Source organism: Streptomyces sp. NPDC100445 (assembly GCF_044759735.1).
Classification (GTDB): Bacteria; Actinomycetota; Actinomycetes; order Streptomycetales; family Streptomycetaceae; genus Streptomyces.
Genome location: NZ_JBIVZV010000001.1, coordinates 632,240 through 646,880 on the forward strand (window position 1 = coordinate 632,240; position 14,641 = coordinate 646,880).

General features: G+C 71.3%; 14 protein-coding genes. 8 read left to right on the top strand and 6 right to left on the bottom strand.

The annotated features are described in order from the left end of the window. Positions 1 to 83 precede the first annotated feature (83 nt). From ACIQVT_RS02835 to ACIQVT_RS02845, 3 genes are read left to right on the top strand one after another with little or no spacing between them, the layout of a single operon-like run. Positions 84 to 1,382, top strand: a complete 1,299-nt coding sequence (locus tag ACIQVT_RS02835) for an extracellular solute-binding protein (RefSeq protein ID WP_403746412.1) — start codon at positions 84 to 86, stop codon at positions 1,380 to 1,382. Further along, positions 1,379 to 2,440: a carbohydrate ABC transporter permease gene (locus ACIQVT_RS02840; RefSeq protein ID WP_403746415.1), complete on the top strand. Its 1,062-nt coding sequence runs from the start codon at positions 1,379 to 1,381 to the stop codon at positions 2,438 to 2,440. The genes ACIQVT_RS02835 and ACIQVT_RS02840 overlap by 4 nt, the downstream gene beginning before the upstream one ends. Positions 2,441 to 2,493: 53 nt before the next feature. Then, on the top strand, positions 2,494 to 3,318 hold the full coding sequence (locus tag ACIQVT_RS02845; RefSeq protein ID WP_403746421.1) for a carbohydrate ABC transporter permease: 825 nt from the start codon (positions 2,494 to 2,496) through the stop codon (positions 3,316 to 3,318). 39 nt (positions 3,319 to 3,357) lie between these two features. Here the strand turns inward: ACIQVT_RS02845 and ACIQVT_RS02850 are convergent, their stop codons facing one another. Further along, positions 3,358 to 3,858: an EF-hand domain-containing protein gene (locus ACIQVT_RS02850; RefSeq protein ID WP_403746424.1), complete on the bottom strand. Its 501-nt coding sequence runs from the start codon at positions 3,856 to 3,858 to the stop codon at positions 3,358 to 3,360. Between the two features lie 338 nt (positions 3,859 to 4,196). On the opposite strand from ACIQVT_RS02850, the gene ACIQVT_RS02855 reads away from it, so the two are divergent. Next, positions 4,197 to 5,531 carry a cellulase family glycosylhydrolase gene (locus tag ACIQVT_RS02855; RefSeq protein WP_403746428.1) on the top strand — a complete coding sequence of 445 codons (1,335 nt, stop codon included), beginning with the start codon at positions 4,197 to 4,199 and terminating at the stop codon, positions 5,529 to 5,531. A gap of 64 nt (positions 5,532 to 5,595) precedes the next feature. On the opposite strand, the gene ACIQVT_RS02860 is transcribed toward ACIQVT_RS02855, so the two are convergent. Then, entirely contained in the window at positions 5,596 to 6,633 is a 1,038-nt protein-coding gene (locus tag ACIQVT_RS02860) for a LacI family DNA-binding transcriptional regulator (RefSeq protein WP_403746432.1), read from the bottom strand. Beyond that, positions 6,630 to 9,053 (bottom strand): glycoside hydrolase family 2 protein, encoded by a 2,424-nt coding sequence (locus ACIQVT_RS02865; protein WP_403746435.1) that lies wholly within the window; start codon positions 9,051 to 9,053, stop codon positions 6,630 to 6,632. The genes ACIQVT_RS02860 and ACIQVT_RS02865 overlap by 4 nt, the downstream gene beginning before the upstream one ends. Before the next feature lie 269 nt (positions 9,054 to 9,322). Between ACIQVT_RS02865 and ACIQVT_RS02870 the strand changes: the two genes are divergently transcribed. The 4 genes from ACIQVT_RS02870 (at position 9,323) to ACIQVT_RS02885 (ending at position 13,825) form a co-directional block, all read left to right on the top strand. Then, positions 9,323 to 10,642, top strand: coding sequence for an ABC transporter substrate-binding protein (locus tag ACIQVT_RS02870; RefSeq protein ID WP_403746438.1), 1,320 nt, complete (start codon positions 9,323 to 9,325; stop codon positions 10,640 to 10,642). Positions 10,643 to 10,745: 103 nt separating this feature from the next. Further along, a complete protein-coding gene (locus tag ACIQVT_RS02875; protein ID WP_403746440.1) occupies positions 10,746 to 11,705 on the top strand; it encodes a carbohydrate ABC transporter permease in 960 nt (319 codons plus the stop codon). After that, the gene (locus ACIQVT_RS02880) at positions 11,702 to 12,544 is read left to right on the top strand and encodes a carbohydrate ABC transporter permease (protein ID WP_403746443.1); all 843 of its coding nucleotides are present in this window, start codon (positions 11,702 to 11,704) and stop codon (positions 12,542 to 12,544) included. Before ACIQVT_RS02875 ends, ACIQVT_RS02880 begins: the two co-directional genes overlap by 4 nt. 84 nt (positions 12,545 to 12,628) lie before the next feature. Next, complete coding sequence (locus ACIQVT_RS02885) at positions 12,629 to 13,825, top strand: glutamate--cysteine ligase (RefSeq protein ID WP_403746445.1); 1,197 nt, start codon at positions 12,629 to 12,631, stop codon at positions 13,823 to 13,825. Positions 13,826 to 13,999: 174 nt separating this feature from the next. Here ACIQVT_RS02885 and ykgO read toward each other — a convergent pair whose 3' ends face one another. Genes ykgO through rpmG form a run of 3 tightly spaced genes read right to left on the bottom strand, consistent with a single transcriptional unit; the run spans position 14,000 to position 14,630 of the window. After that, a complete protein-coding gene (ykgO, locus tag ACIQVT_RS02890; RefSeq protein ID WP_121785362.1) occupies positions 14,000 to 14,122 on the bottom strand; it encodes a type B 50S ribosomal protein L36 in 123 nt (40 codons plus the stop codon). 35 nt (positions 14,123 to 14,157) lie between these two features. Next, positions 14,158 to 14,418, bottom strand: coding sequence for a type B 50S ribosomal protein L31 (locus ACIQVT_RS02895; protein WP_403746449.1), 261 nt, complete (start codon positions 14,416 to 14,418; stop codon positions 14,158 to 14,160). A 47-nt stretch (positions 14,419 to 14,465) separates the two neighbouring features. Beyond that, positions 14,466 to 14,630 carry a 50S ribosomal protein L33 gene (rpmG, locus tag ACIQVT_RS02900; protein WP_121785364.1) on the bottom strand — a complete coding sequence of 55 codons (165 nt, stop codon included), beginning with the start codon at positions 14,628 to 14,630 and terminating at the stop codon, positions 14,466 to 14,468. Between the last annotated feature and the right edge of the window lie 11 nt (positions 14,631 to 14,641).

Genomic DNA, 14,641 nt, shown 5'->3' on the forward strand with positions numbered 1-14,641 from the left:
GACGCTGTCTCTAGCCTCCGAGTGTTGTGCAGGGCGAAACCGTCATTGCGCATGCTGCAACGCGCCCATCGGAGGAGCACCGCATGAAGCTGTCCGTCCGTATTGCCGGGTTCACCGCGCTCACCGTCGTCCTGACCGCCGCCTGCGCGCCCCAGACCTCGGGCGGCTCCTCCTCCGGCAAGGACGAGAAGACCGGCACCCTGCGCGTCTGGCTCTTCCAGGAGGTCGACAACCAGCCCAAGCAGCGCGTCGTCGACGCGGTGCTCGCCGACTTCCGGAAGGCCCACGGGGGCGCCCGGGCCACCGTCGAGTACATCCCGGTGGAGAGCCGGGCCCAGCGCATCAAGGCCGCCTTCAACGACCCGAAGTCCGCGCCCGACGTCATCGAGTACGGCAACACCGACACCGCCGGCTACGTGCGCGACGGCGGACTCGCGGACGTCACCAAGGACTTCAACGCCTGGAGCGAGGCCAAGGACACCGATCCGACCGCCCGTCAGTCCGTCACCGTGGACGGCAGGATCTACGGGGCGCCCTACTTCGTCGGCGTCCGGGCGCTCTACTACCGGACCGACGTACTGCGCGAACTCGGCCTGCGCGTCCCGCGGTCGCAGGCCGAGCTGATCTCCACCGCGAAGCGCGTCCGGGCCGCCAGACCCGGTCTGTACGGCCTCGCGGTCGGCGGCGCCTACACGTACGGCGCGATGCCGTTCATCTGGGCCCACAGCGGCGACCTGGCCGGCGGCAAGGGCGGCTCGTACGCCTCGGTCATCGACCGTGCCGCCGCCCGGAAGGGCATCGAGGCGTACACCTCCCTCTTCGGCGACGACAACTGCCCCGCCGCCAAGTGCGCGGGCATGGGCGGCAACGACACCGTGACCGCCTTCGCCTCCGGCAAGGCGGCCATGGCGATCGGTGGTGACTTCAGCCATGCCGCGGTCGAGGCCGGGAAGGTCAAGGGCAAGTACGCGGTGGTGCCGCTGCCCGGTGTGGAGCCCGGCTCGATCGCCCCGGCGTTCGCGGGCGGCAACAACATCGGCGTACTGAAGAGCACCTCGCACCGCACCCTCGCCGTCGACCTGATGAAGCGGCTCGCGTCCAAGGAGACGCAGGGCCGGCTCTTCGACGCCATGGGCTTCCTGCCGACCTTCGCCGACGTACGGCAGCGGGCCGCGGCCGAGCAGCCGTTCGTGAAGCCGTTCGTGCGCACCCTCGCCGCCGGCACCAAGTTCGTGCCGGCCTCGCCCGCCTGGGCCCAGATCGACTCCTCGCTGGTGCTGCCGACCATGTTCCAGGAGATCGTCAGCGGCAAGAAGGACGTGGCCGCCGCCTCCGCCGAGGCGGCGAAGAAGATGAACGACGCGTTCGGGACCGTGGGATGACCCGGACGACCGGCGCCGCTCCCCCGCCGGACGCCGCCGGACCGGCAACCGGCGCCGGAGGGCCGGGGACGACCGCCGCGGACCGGGCGACGCGGACCGGCATCTCCCGGCAGGAGGCGGTCGCCGCACAGCCGGCCGTCGCGACACCGGTGCCGTCCCGCCGGAGCCGGCGCCCGGCGGGCCCGCGCGGTGGCTGGGTCCCCTGGCTCTACCTCGCACCCGCCCTCGCCGTCCTCGGCGGCCTGCTGGCCTACCCGGTCTACCAGCTCGGCCTGATGTCCGTCCTCCAGTACACCCAGGCGCAGGTCAGCGGGGGTGAACCGACCAGCTTCCGGGGCCTGTCCAACTACCGCGAGCTGTTCGCCGACGACCAGTTCTGGCAGGTGCTGCTGGCGACGATCGGCTTCGCGGCGGCCTGTGTGCTCTCCACGCTCGCGGTGGGCTGCGCGCTCGCGGTCCTGCTGACCCGCGTCCGCGCCGTCCCGCGGCTCACGCTGCTGCTGGCCGCGCTGGGAGCGTGGGCCACACCGACCGTCACCGGTTCCACGGTCTGGCTGTTCCTCTTCGATCCCGACTTCGGCCCGGTGAACCGTCTCCTCGGCCTGGGCGACTTCTCGTGGACCTACGGCCGTTACAGCGCCTTCCTCCTGGTCCTGCTCGAAGTGGTGTGGTGCTCCTTCCCGTTCGTGATGGTCACCGTCTACGCCGGCATCCGCGCGGTGCCCGGCGAGGTACTGGAGGCCGCCGCCCTGGACGGCGCCTCGCAGTGGCGGACCTGGCGCTCGGTGCTGGCGCCCATGCTCCGGCCGATCCTGGTCATCGTCACCGTGCAGTCGGTGATCTGGGACTTCAAGGTCTTCACCCAGATCTACGTGATGACCGACGGCGGGGGCATCGCCGGCCAGAACCTGGTCCTGAACGTCTACGCCTACCAGAAGGCGTTCGCGTCCTCGCAGTACAGCCTTGGTTCGGCGATCGGCGTGGTGACGCTGCTGATCCTGCTCGGCGTGACGCTCGGATACCTGCGGCTGCTGCGCCGCCGAGGGGAGGACCTGTGAGCGCGGGAGAAACCGTGGGCGGGAGGGGAACGGCGCGTGCGCGGCGCCGGCCCGTGCGGAGTCCATGGCGGCCGGCGGCCGAGGCGACCGCGCTGCTGACGGCGGCGGTGGTCGCCTTCCCGCTCTACTGGATGGTGCTCAGCGCGTTGCGACCGGCCGGGGAGATCGAGTCGACGCGACCGAGGCCCTGGACGTCGTCGCCCTCCCTGGACTCGTTCCGGCGCGTGTTCCAGCAGCACGACTTCGGGCGGTACTTCGTCAACAGTCTCGTCGTCGCGGTGAGTGTCGTGGTCGCCTCCGCGCTGCTCGCGTTCCTCGCCGCGACCGCCGTGACCCGCTTCCGGTTCCGCTTCCGGACCACCCTGCTGATCCTGTTCCTGGTGGCGCAGATGGTGCCGGTGGAGGCGCTCACCATCCCGCTGTTCTTCCTGATGCGCGACTTCGGCCAGTTGAACACGCTGGGTTCGCTGATCCTGCCGCACATCGCCTTCTCGCTGCCGTTCGCGATCTGGATGCTGCGGGGGTTCGTGAAGGCCGTACCGGAGTCGCTGGAGGAGGCCGCGTACCTGGACGGGGCGAGCCGGGCGCGGTTCCTGTGGCAGATCCTGCTCCCGCTCGTCCTGCCGGGCCTGGTGGCCACGAGCGTGTTCTCCTTCATCTCCGCCTGGAACGACTTCCTGTTCGCCAAGTCGTTCATCATCAGCGACACGTCGCAGTCGACGCTGCCGATGGCGCTCCTCGTCTTCTACAAGCCCGACCAGCCGGACTGGGGCGGGGTCATGGCGGCGTCCACGGTGATGACGGTGCCGGTGCTGGTGTTCTTCGTCCTCGTGCAGCGGCGCCTGGTCTCCGGGCTGGGCGGCGCCGTGAAGGAGTGACGGGCGGCCGCCTGCGGGGCAGGAGCCTACGGCGGCCGTTCAGGGGGCGGCGACCAGTGCGTCGTACATGGGTGACGCGCCCTCGCTGACGAAGGCGCGGATGGCGGCGAGGTACTCGTCGCGGTGGACGCGGCCGTCACCGTCGGCGTCCAGGGCGTCGAACGCCTCCCCCGCGTTGCCGGCGCTGTTCCCGAGGACCTCCCGCAGCCGGGTGAACTCCTCGCGGACCAGCATGCCGTCGGCGTCGGCGAGGTCGAACAGGGACCCCAGGGCCTGCCGGCAGACGTCGTCGAAGGTGTGGGCCCCCGCCCACGCCGCGTATTCCTCGAAGGTCACCCTGCCGTCCCCGTCCCCGTCCATGGAGTCGTAGACGCGCTCGTGCCGGCTGCGGGCGACGGCGACGAGCGGGTCGTTGACCCCGCGGCCCAGCCGCGCCGCGGCCCGTTCCGGCCGGACCAGGTACTCCTCGCGGGTGATCACACCGTCGCCGTCCGCGTCCAGCGTGCGGAAGACGCGGTCCCTCGCGGCCATGACGTCCATGGGGCTCCCTTTCACGAACCGACGGCCGCCCCGCCGGAGGACGCCGGAGACGGGCCACCACGGCTACTAAACCGGTTTCTCCAAATGATTCAGAAGACCCGCCCACGTGCCCGTCCTGCCGCGTCAGCTTAACTTCAACTAAACTTAACCGGTTTGGTTCGAATGGTTGTCCGCGCGACAGTCTCGTTCTAGCCTCTCTCCCGGCCCGCCGCCCGGTGCGAGCCGCCGAACCGGCACCGGGCGGCGGGCCGGACCCACAGCCATGCACTGAACGGCCGCGCCGTGCGCCGGAGACGTCCCCGTGTCCCGCCGCACGCGCCACCATCCTGGGAGCAGTCATGAGAAACCCCCTGGCCACCGCGGCGGGAGCGTTGTTGGCCCTCGCCGCCTCGATACTGGCCGCGCCGACCCCCGCACAGGCGGACACGCAGGCCGCACCGGGCTTCCACGTCACCGACGGGCGGCTGCTGGACGCCACCGGCAAGGACTTCGTGCTGCGGGGCGTGAACCACGCCCACGCCTGGTATCCCACCAGGACCGCGCAGGCCCTGAAGGACGTGAAGGCGCTCGGCGCCAACTCGGTGCGCGTGGTGCTCGCCACGGGTGACCGCTGGACCAAGAACGACACCGCCGACGTCGCGTCCGTCGTCGCCCAGTGCAAGGCGAACCGGCTCGTCTGCGTCCTGGAGGCCCACGACACCACCGGCTACGGCGAGCAGGACGGCGCGGTGTCCCTCTCCCGCGCCGTCGACTACTGGACCAGCGTCAAGGCCGCGGTGCAGGGCCAGGAGAAGTACGTCGTCCTGAACATCGGGAACGAGCCCTACGGCAACACCGGGTACGCCTCGTGGACGGCCGACACCACGAACGCCGTGACCCGCATGCGGGCCGCCGGCTTCCGCCACACCCTCATGGTCGACGCCCCCAACTGGGGCCAGGACTGGTCGTTCACGATGCGCGACCACGCCGCGGAGGTGTTCGCCGCGGACCCCGACCGCAACACGGTCTTCTCGATCCACATGTACGGCGTGTTCGACACCGCCGACAAGGTCGGGAACTACCTGGAGTCGTTCACCTCCCGGCACCTGCCCATCGTGGTCGGGGAATTCGGCAACATGCACTCGGACGGTGACCCGGACGAGGACGCCATCATGGCGACGGCGCAGCGCCTCGGCGTCGGCTACCTCGGCTGGTCGTGGAGCGGCAACGGCGGCGGCGTGGAGTACCTGGACATGGCCACCGGGTTCGACGCCTCGAGGCTCACCGCGTGGGGGCAGCGGATCTTCTCCGGTGCCGATGGCATCAAGCAGACCGCCAAGGAGGCCGGCGTCTTCGCCGACGGCACCCCGGCGACCGGGAGTTGCTCGGTCGGCTACGCCCTCAGCGACTGGGGCGGCTCGTTCAACGCGGACGTCACCATCCGCAACACCGGCACGACGGCCGTCAAGGGCTGGCAGCTCGCCTTCGCCTTCCCGGGCGCCCAGAAGCTCAACTCGGTGTGGAACGCCAAGGCCGTGCAGCAGGGCAGCGAGGTCCGGGTGAGCAACGAGTCGTGGACGGAGACGATCCCGGCCGGCTCCAGTGTGAGTTTCGGGTTCAACGGGTCCTCCACCGGCACCAACGGCGTGCCGGCCGCCTTCACCCTGAACGGGACCGCCTGCGCCAAGGGCTGACCCCGCTCACCCGGCGTGCCGGAGGGCCGCGTCCGCACCGGACGCGGCCCCTCGGTGTCGGTCCCTACGCGTCGCTCCCCGGCGCCGGCGCGGTGGAGCCGCGCGGGGTCAGGGACGGGGTCGGCACCTGATGGCCGCCGGTGTGCGTGCCGTTGACCACGTCGAAGAGCACGCGCGCCACCTCGGCGCCGAAGTGGTGCACGTCATGGCTCATGGCGGTCATCGTCGGGTGGGTGATCCGGCACAGCTGGGAGTCGTCCCATGCCAGCAGCGACAGGTCGTCGGGCACGGTGAACCCCATCTCCGCCGCGACGCCGGCCCCCGCGACCGCCATGATGTCGTTGTCGTAGACGATGGCGGTGGGCCGGTCGGCGGCGAGCAGCAGGGTGCGGGTGGCGCGGGCGCCCTCCTTCTCGTCGAAACCGGTGGCGATCTGCCGCCCTTCCTCCAGACCCAGTTCCCGGGTCGTGGCGGCGAAGGCGCGGGCCCGGATGGCGCTGTGCCCGAGGTCGGCCGGGCCGCCGACGCGGGCGACGCGCCGGTGACCCAGGGCCGCCAGGTAGCGGACCGCCTCGACGACCGCGGACGCGTCGTCCGTCCACACCGCCGGGAAGGGCCCGGTCAGGGAGGGGTGGCCGACCGCGACCGCGGGCAGGCCGAGGCCCTGGAGGGAGGGCACCCGGGGGTCGTCCTCGCGGAAGTCCACCAGGATGGCACCGGCGATCATCCGGCCGCGCCACCACTCCCGGTACAGCGCGATCTCCTCGTCGAGGTCGCGCACCAGGCGCAGCAGCAGGGAGCAGGACCGCTCCGCCAGGACGCTCTCGATGCCGGAGATGAAGTCCATGTAGAACGGCTCCAGACCCAGCAGGCGGGCGGGCCGGCACAGGGCCAGGCCGACGATGTCGACCCGCCGGCTGGACAGGCTGCGGGCGGTGGCGCTGGGAGCCCAGCCCAGTTCCTGGGCGGCCGCGAAGATCCGCTCGCGGGTGGCCTGGGAGACGCCGGGCTTGTCGTTGAAGGCGAGGGACACCGCCCCCTTGGACACCCCGGCCCGGGCCGCGACGTCCTTGATGGTGACCCGCTGGGCGGAGCCGCTCACACCACGTCCACGCAGAACAGGGCGGCCGTGACGGCGTCGACGGTGACGGGCCCGCAGTCCCGGACCCGGATGCGCGTCCGCTCGCCGGGCAGCAGGGTCTGCCGGCCGCGGTCGCAGACGGCGGCCGGGCCGAGCCGGTCGGGCTGGAGCAGGAGGTCTCTGACCAGAGTACGGGCGCTCACCACGACGTCGACTCTATCTCCCTGGCCGGGTACCGGCTCGAGCGTGACGTCGTAACGCGGCCGGGGGTAGGCGAAGTCCTTGTCGGGGACCGGGAAGTGCAGGGCCCGCAGGGCCTCCCCGGTCCCGTCGGCGTCGTCGTCCGCGTCGGCGACCAGGAACTCCTTGGCGGAGTCCGCGTCCGGTACGAGCGTCGGGGGCACCTCGGTCCGGGTGACGGAGCGGGGGCCGGCGGTGAGGTCGAGGCGGGCCTCGCCGGCCACGGTGCCGTCCGCCTCGACCCGCCGCAGCGTCACCGTGGTGCGCCAGGTGCCGGCGGACTGGTTGACCACGGCGAGGACGAGGCCGTCGGCGTCCGGCTGGAGGGTGAGCAGCCGGTCGGCGTAGACGCGGCGCAGCTCGTGGTAGAGCGGCTTGGGGCGCCCGTCGCCGTCGACGGCGGCCCAGGAGGTGACCGGCCAGCAGTCGTTGAGCTGCCAGACGATCGTCCCGGCGCACACGGGCCAGTGGGCGCGCCAGTGCTCGATGCCCGCGGCGACGGCGCGGGCCTGCACGAGCTGGGTCAGGTAGTGCCACCGGTCGAAGTCGCCCTCGGGCAGCGGGAAGTGGCGCGCGACACCGCGGTTCAGCTTGCCGTTGCCGTCCTCCGCCTTCTGGTGGTGGAGCATGCCCGGGGAGTCGGGGGCGAGGTCCTCGCCGGGCAGGGCGCGGCGCAGGGTGGTCAGCGCGGGCGGCGCCTGCCAGCCGAACTCGGCGACGAACCGGGGGACGTTCGCCCGGTACTCGGCGTAGTCCTGCCGGTTCCAGACCTCCCACGAGTGGTGGGTGCCGTGGGCCGGGTCGTTGGGGTGGTGGTCCCACGAGCCGGACCAGGGGCTGCCGGCGGCGTAGGGGCGGGTGGGGTCGAGTTCGGCGACGACGCGGGGCAGCAGGCCGAGGTAGTAGCCCTCGCCCCAGGAGTCGCCGGCGAGGGGTTCCTCCCAGTCCCAGTCGCGGAAGCCCCAGAGGTTCTCGTTGTTGCCGTTCCACAGCACCAGCGAGGGGTGCGGCATGAGCCGGACAACGTTGTCGCGGGCCTCGGCCTCGACCTCCCCGCGCAGCGGCTGTTCCTCGGGGTAGGCGGAGCAGGCGAAGAGGAAGTCCTGCCACACCATGAGGCCCAGTTCGTCGCAGGCGTCGTAGAAGGCGTCGTCCTCGTAGATGCCGCCGCCCCACACGCGCACCAGGTCGACATGGGCGTCGGCGGCCTGGGTGAGGCGGGCGCGGTACCGCTCGGGGGTGATCCGGGAGGGGAAGGCGTCGTCGGGGATCCAGTTGACGCCACGGGCGAAGATCCGTACGCCGTTGACGACGAGGGTGAAGCCGGTGCCGTGCCCGTCGGCCGACCGGTCCAGCTCCACGGTGCGGAAGCCGATCCTGCGGTGCCAGGTGTCGAGCGGGCCGGACTCGTCGCCGAGGGTGATGTCGAAGTCGTACAGGGGCTGTTCGCCGTAGCCGCGGGGCCACCACAGGCGCGGGTCGGGGACGTCCAGGCGCAGCACGGCCGTGTCGCCGGTGACGGTGGCCTCGGCGCGCACGCCGGCCACCCGGGCCTCGGCGCGCAGGGCGCGTCCCTGCCCTCGCGCGGTGCGTTCCAGTTCCAGCCGCACCTCGACCCGGCCGGTGCCGTCCTCCACGGTGACCAGGGGCCGGACGCGGGCGATGCGCGCGGTGGACCAGTGCTCCAGCCGGGCGGGGCGCCAGATGCCGGCGGTCACCAGGGTGGGCCCCCAGTCCCAGCCGAACGCGCACGCCATCTTCCGGATGTACTGCGAGGGTTCGGGATAGACGTTGGGCCGCTCCCCCGTGACCGCGCGGACGGCCGCCGCCTCGTCGTAGGCGGAGGCGAAGCGGATCTCCAGCTCACCGGTGCGTCCGGTGACGTCGAACCGGTGACCGCGGTGCATGTTGCGCGTCGTGCCGACGGGGCGCCCGCCCAGGGTGAGGTACGCGGCCGTGTCGAGCCCCTCGAAGACGAGGTCGGTGCGCTCGTGCTCGCTGTCGTGGTCCAGTTGCCGGACGTAGGTCCAGGCGCGGCGCCCCACCCAGGCGACGTCGGCCTCGTTGCGGTCGAGGAACGGGTCCGGGATGATCCCGGCCGCCAGCAGGTCGGTGTGGACGCAGCCGGGCACCCGGGCCTCCAGCAGGTCCTCCCCGTGGCGCAGGCTCCAGCCCCCGGTGAGCGGGGTGACGTCCTTCATGGTGCGGCTCCAATCGCCTGACTCAGGCCGTTCGAGGGACAACGGCGGACAACCTAACGCGCTGATCAACGCACTGTCCATAAACCGGTCTAGTGACTTCCGCGAGGGGACCCCTCCGCGAGACTTCCACGTCACGGCCCTCCGATCCATCGAACGGTAACAATTACGCATCGTGCTCGAAATTTCAGCTTTACCGGTTAACCAAGGGCTGACATAGTGCCGACATCCCACTCGCAGAGCTGAGCCGCGATCCTGAAGGAGCTGGGCACATGGGGAAGAAGAGGACACTCGGCGGGGCGCTTCTGGCGACCGCGATACTGACCGTCGCGGGCTGTGGCGGTGGAGGCGCCACCTCCACCGAGACCGCGAAGGCGCCCGCCGACCCGGCCGACGCGTCGGGTACGATCAAGGTGCTGACGGCCCGCACCGACCTCGTCCAGAACGGGACGATGGCCCGGTACGCCGCCGACTTCAACAAGACCTACCCGAAGGTCAAGGTGAGGTTCGAGGCCCTCACCGACTACGAGGGCGAGGTGAAGATCCGGATGAACACCGAGGACTACGGCGACGTCCTCATGATCCCGGCCGCCGTCTCCAAGAACGACTACCCGAAGTTCTTCGCCCCGCTGGGCACCACGGCGGACCTGAGCGCCACGTACCGCTTCAGCGACAAGACCGACGTCGGGGGCAAGGTCTACGGCATCGCCCAGTTCGGCACGGCCAACGGCTTCCTCTACAACAAGGCCGTCTGGAAGAAGGCCGGCATCACCCGGTGGCCGGCCACCCCGCGGGAGTTCCTCGGTGACCTCAGGGCCGTCAAGGCCAAGACGGACGCCCTGCCGTACTACACGAACTTCAAGGACGGCTGGCCGCTGACCGCCTGGAGCAACAGCATCGGCTCCGTCACCTGCGACGCCAAGGCCGACGACAGGCTCGCCGGCGCCGTCTCCCCCTGGAAGCCGGGCGGTGAGCTGAACACCATCGACTCCCTGCTGTACGACATCGTCAAGGGCGGCCTGTCCGAGAAGGACCCCAGCACGACCAACTGGGAGGCGTCCAAGGGCCTGATAGCCCAGGGCAAGGTCGCCACCATGCACCTCGGTTCGTGGGCCATCACGCAGATGCGGGACGCGGCGAAGAAGGCCGGCACCGACCCCGACGACATCGGCTTCATGCCCTTCCCGGTGCGGAAGGGCGGCAAGTACTGCGCCGTCCTCGCCAGCGACTACCAGCAGGCGGTCAACATCCACTCCTCGCACAAGGCGGCCGCCCGCGCCTGGATCGACTGGTTCACCCAGAAGTCGGGCTACTCGGCGAAGGAGGGTGCCGTCTCCGCCCTCAAGTCCGCTCCCATGCCCGGCACCCTGAAGGACTTCGCTGACAACGATGTCACCTTCCTGGAGCGCTCCGAGGCGAAGACCGGCGAGGTCAACACGATCGACAACGCCGCCGAGATCGGCCTGAACAAGCCGGACTACCGCCAGAAGCTGGTCGACCTCGCGCGCGGCGCGCAGCACGGAAGCCTCGACGACTACTTCACGGACCTCGACAAGCGGTGGGACGCGGCGGCCCGGACCGCCGGTTCCTGAGCGGCCGCCGGCGCTCCCGGCCCGCCGGACGCCGGTACCGGCCCCGTCCGCACCTGGACGGGGCCACCGCCCGTCGCCCACCCGCGAAGACGAAAGGCCCGACATGACCGAGACGACCCGCACGGCACCCGCGAAAGTGCCGGGCACCGCTCCGCCGCCCCGCGCGGTCCCCGCCGGGGACGGGAGCCGCCGGGGCGGGCGCGTCCTGCGCCGGCTCACCCCGTGGTTCTTCCTCGCCGTCCCCCTGGTCCTGCTGGTCACGTTCACCTACGTGCCCGTGGGCAACATGCTCTACTACAGCCTCACCGACTGGGACGGCGTCAGTCCCGACCGTCACTTCACCGGCGCCGACAACTACCGGCAGATCTTCACCCGTCCCGAGCTGTTCCGGGTGTTCTTCGTCAGTTTCTACTACCTCGCCGCGTCGGCCGTGCAGATCTTGATCGCCCTGTACTTCGCGACCGTGCTCAGCTTCGACCTGCGGTTCCGCAACCTGTTCAAGGGCATCCTGTTCTTCCCCTACCTCATCAACGGCGTGGCGATCGGCTTCGTCTTCCTGTACTTCTTCCAGGATGGCGGCACGCTCGACTCGGTGCTGTCCTGGTTCGGCGCCGGTTCCGGCCACGCCTGGCTCGGCGCCCCCTCCTCCGCGAACACCTCCCTGGCGGGGGTGTCCGTCTGGCGCTTCACGGGACTGAACTTCGTGCTGTTCCTCGGTGCGATCCAGTCGATCCCCGGCGAGCTGTACGAGGCGGCCCAGTTGGACGGGGCCACGCGTTGGCAGCAGTTCCGGCACATCATCGCCCCGGGCATCCGGCCGGTGCTCAGCCTCAGCGTCATCCTGGCGGTCTCCGGCTCCCTGTCCGTGTTCGAGATCCCGTACATCATGACCGGCGGTGCGACCGGCACGACCACGTTCGTCATCCAGACGGTCAAACTCGCCTTCCAGTTCAACAAGACCGGCCTGGCCTCCGCGGCCGCCGTCGTCCTGCTCCTGATCATCCTGCTGATCACCTGGATCCAGCGGCGCCTCGTGCCCGACGAGAAGGTGGACCTCGTATGACCACGCCCCTGCCCGCCCGCCGCCGGATCGCGCCCGCGCTGACCTACCTGTCGCTGATCGTCGCCTCGCTGGTCGTGCTGGTCCCGCTCGTCGTCGTCCTCCTCACCTCCCTCAAGACCTCGAAGGAGGTCACGGACGGCGGCGCGCTGTCGCTGCCGGGCGACTGGCTGAACTTCGACAACTACGCGACGGCGTTCAGCGACGGCAAGATGCTGTCCGCTTTCGCCAACACCACGTTCATCCTGCTGTTCTCCATCACCGGCACGGTGATCATCGGCTCCATGACCGCCTACGCCATCGACCGCTTCGACTTCCGCGCGAAGAAGCCGGTCATGGCGCTGTTCCTGGTGGCGACCCTGGTGCCCGGGGTCACCACCCAGGTCGCGACCTTCCAGGTGGTCAACAGCTTCGGGCTGTTCAACAGCATCTGGGCGCCGATCCTGCTCTACATGGGCACGGACATCGTCTCCATCTACATCTTCCTCCAGTTCATCCGGGGCATCCCGGTCTCCCTCGACGAGGCCGCGCGCCTGGACGGGGCGAACACCTTCACCATCTACTGGAAGATCATCCTGCCGCTGCTCAAACCGGCGATCGCCACGGTCGTCATCATCAAGGGCATCACCGTCTACAACGACTTCTACATCCCGTTCCTCTACATGCCGTCGGAGGACCTGGGCACCATCTCCACCGCCCTCTTCCGCTTCAAGGGGCCGTTCGGCGCGCACTGGGAGGACATCTCCGCCGGCACGATCCTGGTGATCCTGCCGACCCTCCTCGTCTTCCTCTTCCTCCAGCGCTACATCTACAACGGCTTCGCCCAGGGCGCGACAAAGTGACCTCCCCTCCCCCGCGACCGGCCTCCGCCGCTTGGCCGACTTGCGTGCCCCGGCATGGCGCCCCCTCGGGTCACACTGATGGCCATGGAGAGCGAGACGTGGACATCCGCCGGTGTCCGGCCCGCGCCGGCCCGTGACAGCAACACGTCGTACGAGTGCGGGGGCGCGACCGCGCTCACGGTCGGCGTGGAGGAGGAGTACCTGCTGGTGGATCCGGTCTCCCGGGAGCTGAGCACCCGGGCGGACAAGGTCGTGGCGCAGGCCGCGGAGGGACTCGGCGACCGGGTCACCACCGAGCTGACCCGGTTCCAGGTCGAGGTGCGCACCGAGCCGCACGACAGCCTGACCGGCCTGGGGGCGGAGCTGCGCGGGACGCGCGAGGCCGTGGCGGGGGCCGCCGCCGGGCTCGGGCTGCGCATCATCTCCAGCGGGACGCCCGTCCTGGGCCGCCCCGGTCCCCCACCGCTGACCGCCGGGGTCCGTTACGCGCAGAGCCTGGCGACCTTCCGCGCCCTGGACCACGAGCAGACCGTCTGCGCGTGCCACGTCCACGTCGGCATCCCCGACCTGGCCACCGCGCTGGCGGTCGCCAACCACCTGCGGCCCTGGCTGCCGGCGCTGATCGCGCTGACCGCGAACTCGCCGTACTGGGACGGGCAGGACACCGGCTACGACAGCTGGCGCACGCTCACCTGGGGGCGGTGGCCGGTGGCCGGGGCCCCGCCGTACTTCGAGTCGGTCTCCCACTTCGAGGACCTGGTCGGCCGGCTCATCAGCGGCGGCACCCTCCTCGACCGCGGCGGGCTGTACTGGGACATCCGCCCCTCCCACCATGTGCCCACCCTGGAGATCCGCGTCGCCGACGCGGCCCCCACCGTCGAGGACACGCTGCTGCTCGCCGCGGCCGTCAAGGGCCTGGCCGGCGCCGCCCTGTCGGCCGTACGGGACGGGCGGCCCGCCCCGCGCCCGGAGCCCGAGCTGCTGCGGGCCGCGTACTGGCGTGCCGCCCGCGACGGCGTCCGGGGCGGGGCCGTCGACCTGCGGACCGGCCGGCTGGAACCCGCGGCCGAACACCTCGACCGGCTCTGGCGTACCGCCCTGCCGGCCCTCGCCCCGGCGGAGCGCGGCGTGGTCCGCGCGCTGCGGGAACGCCTCGGTACGGCGGGGAACGGTGCCGACCGCCAGCGAGCGGCCCACCGCCGCCGGCACAGCCTCCACGACGTGGTCGACCACCTGATCCGGCGGACCGTCCCCGGTCCGGACGGAGCCCCCGCCTCGTGACCGACGGGGCGGAACGACGCGGCAGCGGGCGGACCGGGTGCCGTTGCCCGCTGGTGCCGGCCGGCACGGTCGCCTCCCGCGTGACGGGACGCGTCCGGCGGGGCTGAGCGGTTGGACGCGGACGGGCCCGGTCCCTCCCGGGGACCGGGCCCGTCCGCGTGTGCGGTCGTCCGCTCAGCCCTGGCGGGCCTTGAAGCGGGGTTCCTTCTTGTTGAGCACGTAGGTCACTCCGCGCCGGCGCACCACCTGGGCGCCGGGCCGCGACTTCAGCGCGCGCAGGGACTTGCGCACCTTCATCGGCGTCCCCTTCCCTTCGTCGGGTGCCGGCCGCCTCAGCCGCGGGCCGGCTCGGTACGGCCGTAGCGGCGCCGGAAGCGCTCGACCCGGCCTTCGGTGTCCAGCACGCGGGAGGTGCCGGTGTGGAACGGGTGGCTCGCCGAGGAGATCTCGACGTCGATCACCGGGTAGGTGGCGCCGTCCTCCCACTCGACCGTCCGGTCGGAGCCGGCGGTGGAGGGGATGAGGAACGCGACGTCCGCGGCACGGTCGCGGAAGACGACCGGGCGGTACACGGGATGGATTCCGGGCCTCATGGGGTTGTCCTTCCTCTCGGCGGTCCTGGGGCCGACACGGGTCCGGGTCAGCGCGCCTCGCGGAAGAGGACGTGCCGCCCGGCCACCGGGTCGTACTTGCGCAGGACCAGTCGGTCGGGGTCGTTGAGTCGGTTCTTGCGCGTCACGTAGGTGACGCCGGTCCCGGCCGCCGACGTCAGCCGGACGACGGGACGCACGGTGCTGCGTGCCATGGGGCCCTCCT

Bases quoted from the DNA above. Each gene is read 5' to 3' on its own strand.
- ACIQVT_RS02835 (WP_403746412.1), top strand. From the start codon at position 84: ATGAAGCTGTCCGTCCGTATTGCCGGGTTCACCGCGCTCACCGTCGTC.
- ACIQVT_RS02840 (WP_403746415.1), top strand. From the start codon at position 1,379: ATGACCCGGACGACCGGCGCCGCTCCCCCGCCGGACGCCGCCGGACCG.
- ACIQVT_RS02850 (WP_403746424.1), bottom strand. From the start codon at position 3,858: ATGGACGTCATGGCCGCGAGGGACCGCGTCTTCCGCACGCTGGACGCG.
- ACIQVT_RS02855 (WP_403746428.1), top strand. From the start codon at position 4,197: ATGAGAAACCCCCTGGCCACCGCGGCGGGAGCGTTGTTGGCCCTCGCC.
- ACIQVT_RS02865 (WP_403746435.1), bottom strand. From the start codon at position 9,053: ATGAAGGACGTCACCCCGCTCACCGGGGGCTGGAGCCTGCGCCACGGG.
- ACIQVT_RS02870 (WP_403746438.1), top strand. From the start codon at position 9,323: ATGGGGAAGAAGAGGACACTCGGCGGGGCGCTTCTGGCGACCGCGATA.
- ACIQVT_RS02875 (WP_403746440.1), top strand. From the start codon at position 10,746: ATGACCGAGACGACCCGCACGGCACCCGCGAAAGTGCCGGGCACCGCT.
- ACIQVT_RS02880 (WP_403746443.1), top strand. From the start codon at position 11,702: ATGACCACGCCCCTGCCCGCCCGCCGCCGGATCGCGCCCGCGCTGACC.
- ACIQVT_RS02885 (WP_403746445.1), top strand. From the start codon at position 12,629: ATGGAGAGCGAGACGTGGACATCCGCCGGTGTCCGGCCCGCGCCGGCC.
- ykgO (WP_121785362.1), bottom strand. From the start codon at position 14,122: ATGAAGGTGCGCAAGTCCCTGCGCGCGCTGAAGTCGCGGCCCGGCGCC.
- ACIQVT_RS02895 (WP_403746449.1), bottom strand. From the start codon at position 14,418: ATGAGGCCCGGAATCCATCCCGTGTACCGCCCGGTCGTCTTCCGCGAC.
- rpmG (WP_121785364.1), bottom strand. From the start codon at position 14,630: ATGGCACGCAGCACCGTGCGTCCCGTCGTCCGGCTGACGTCGGCGGCC.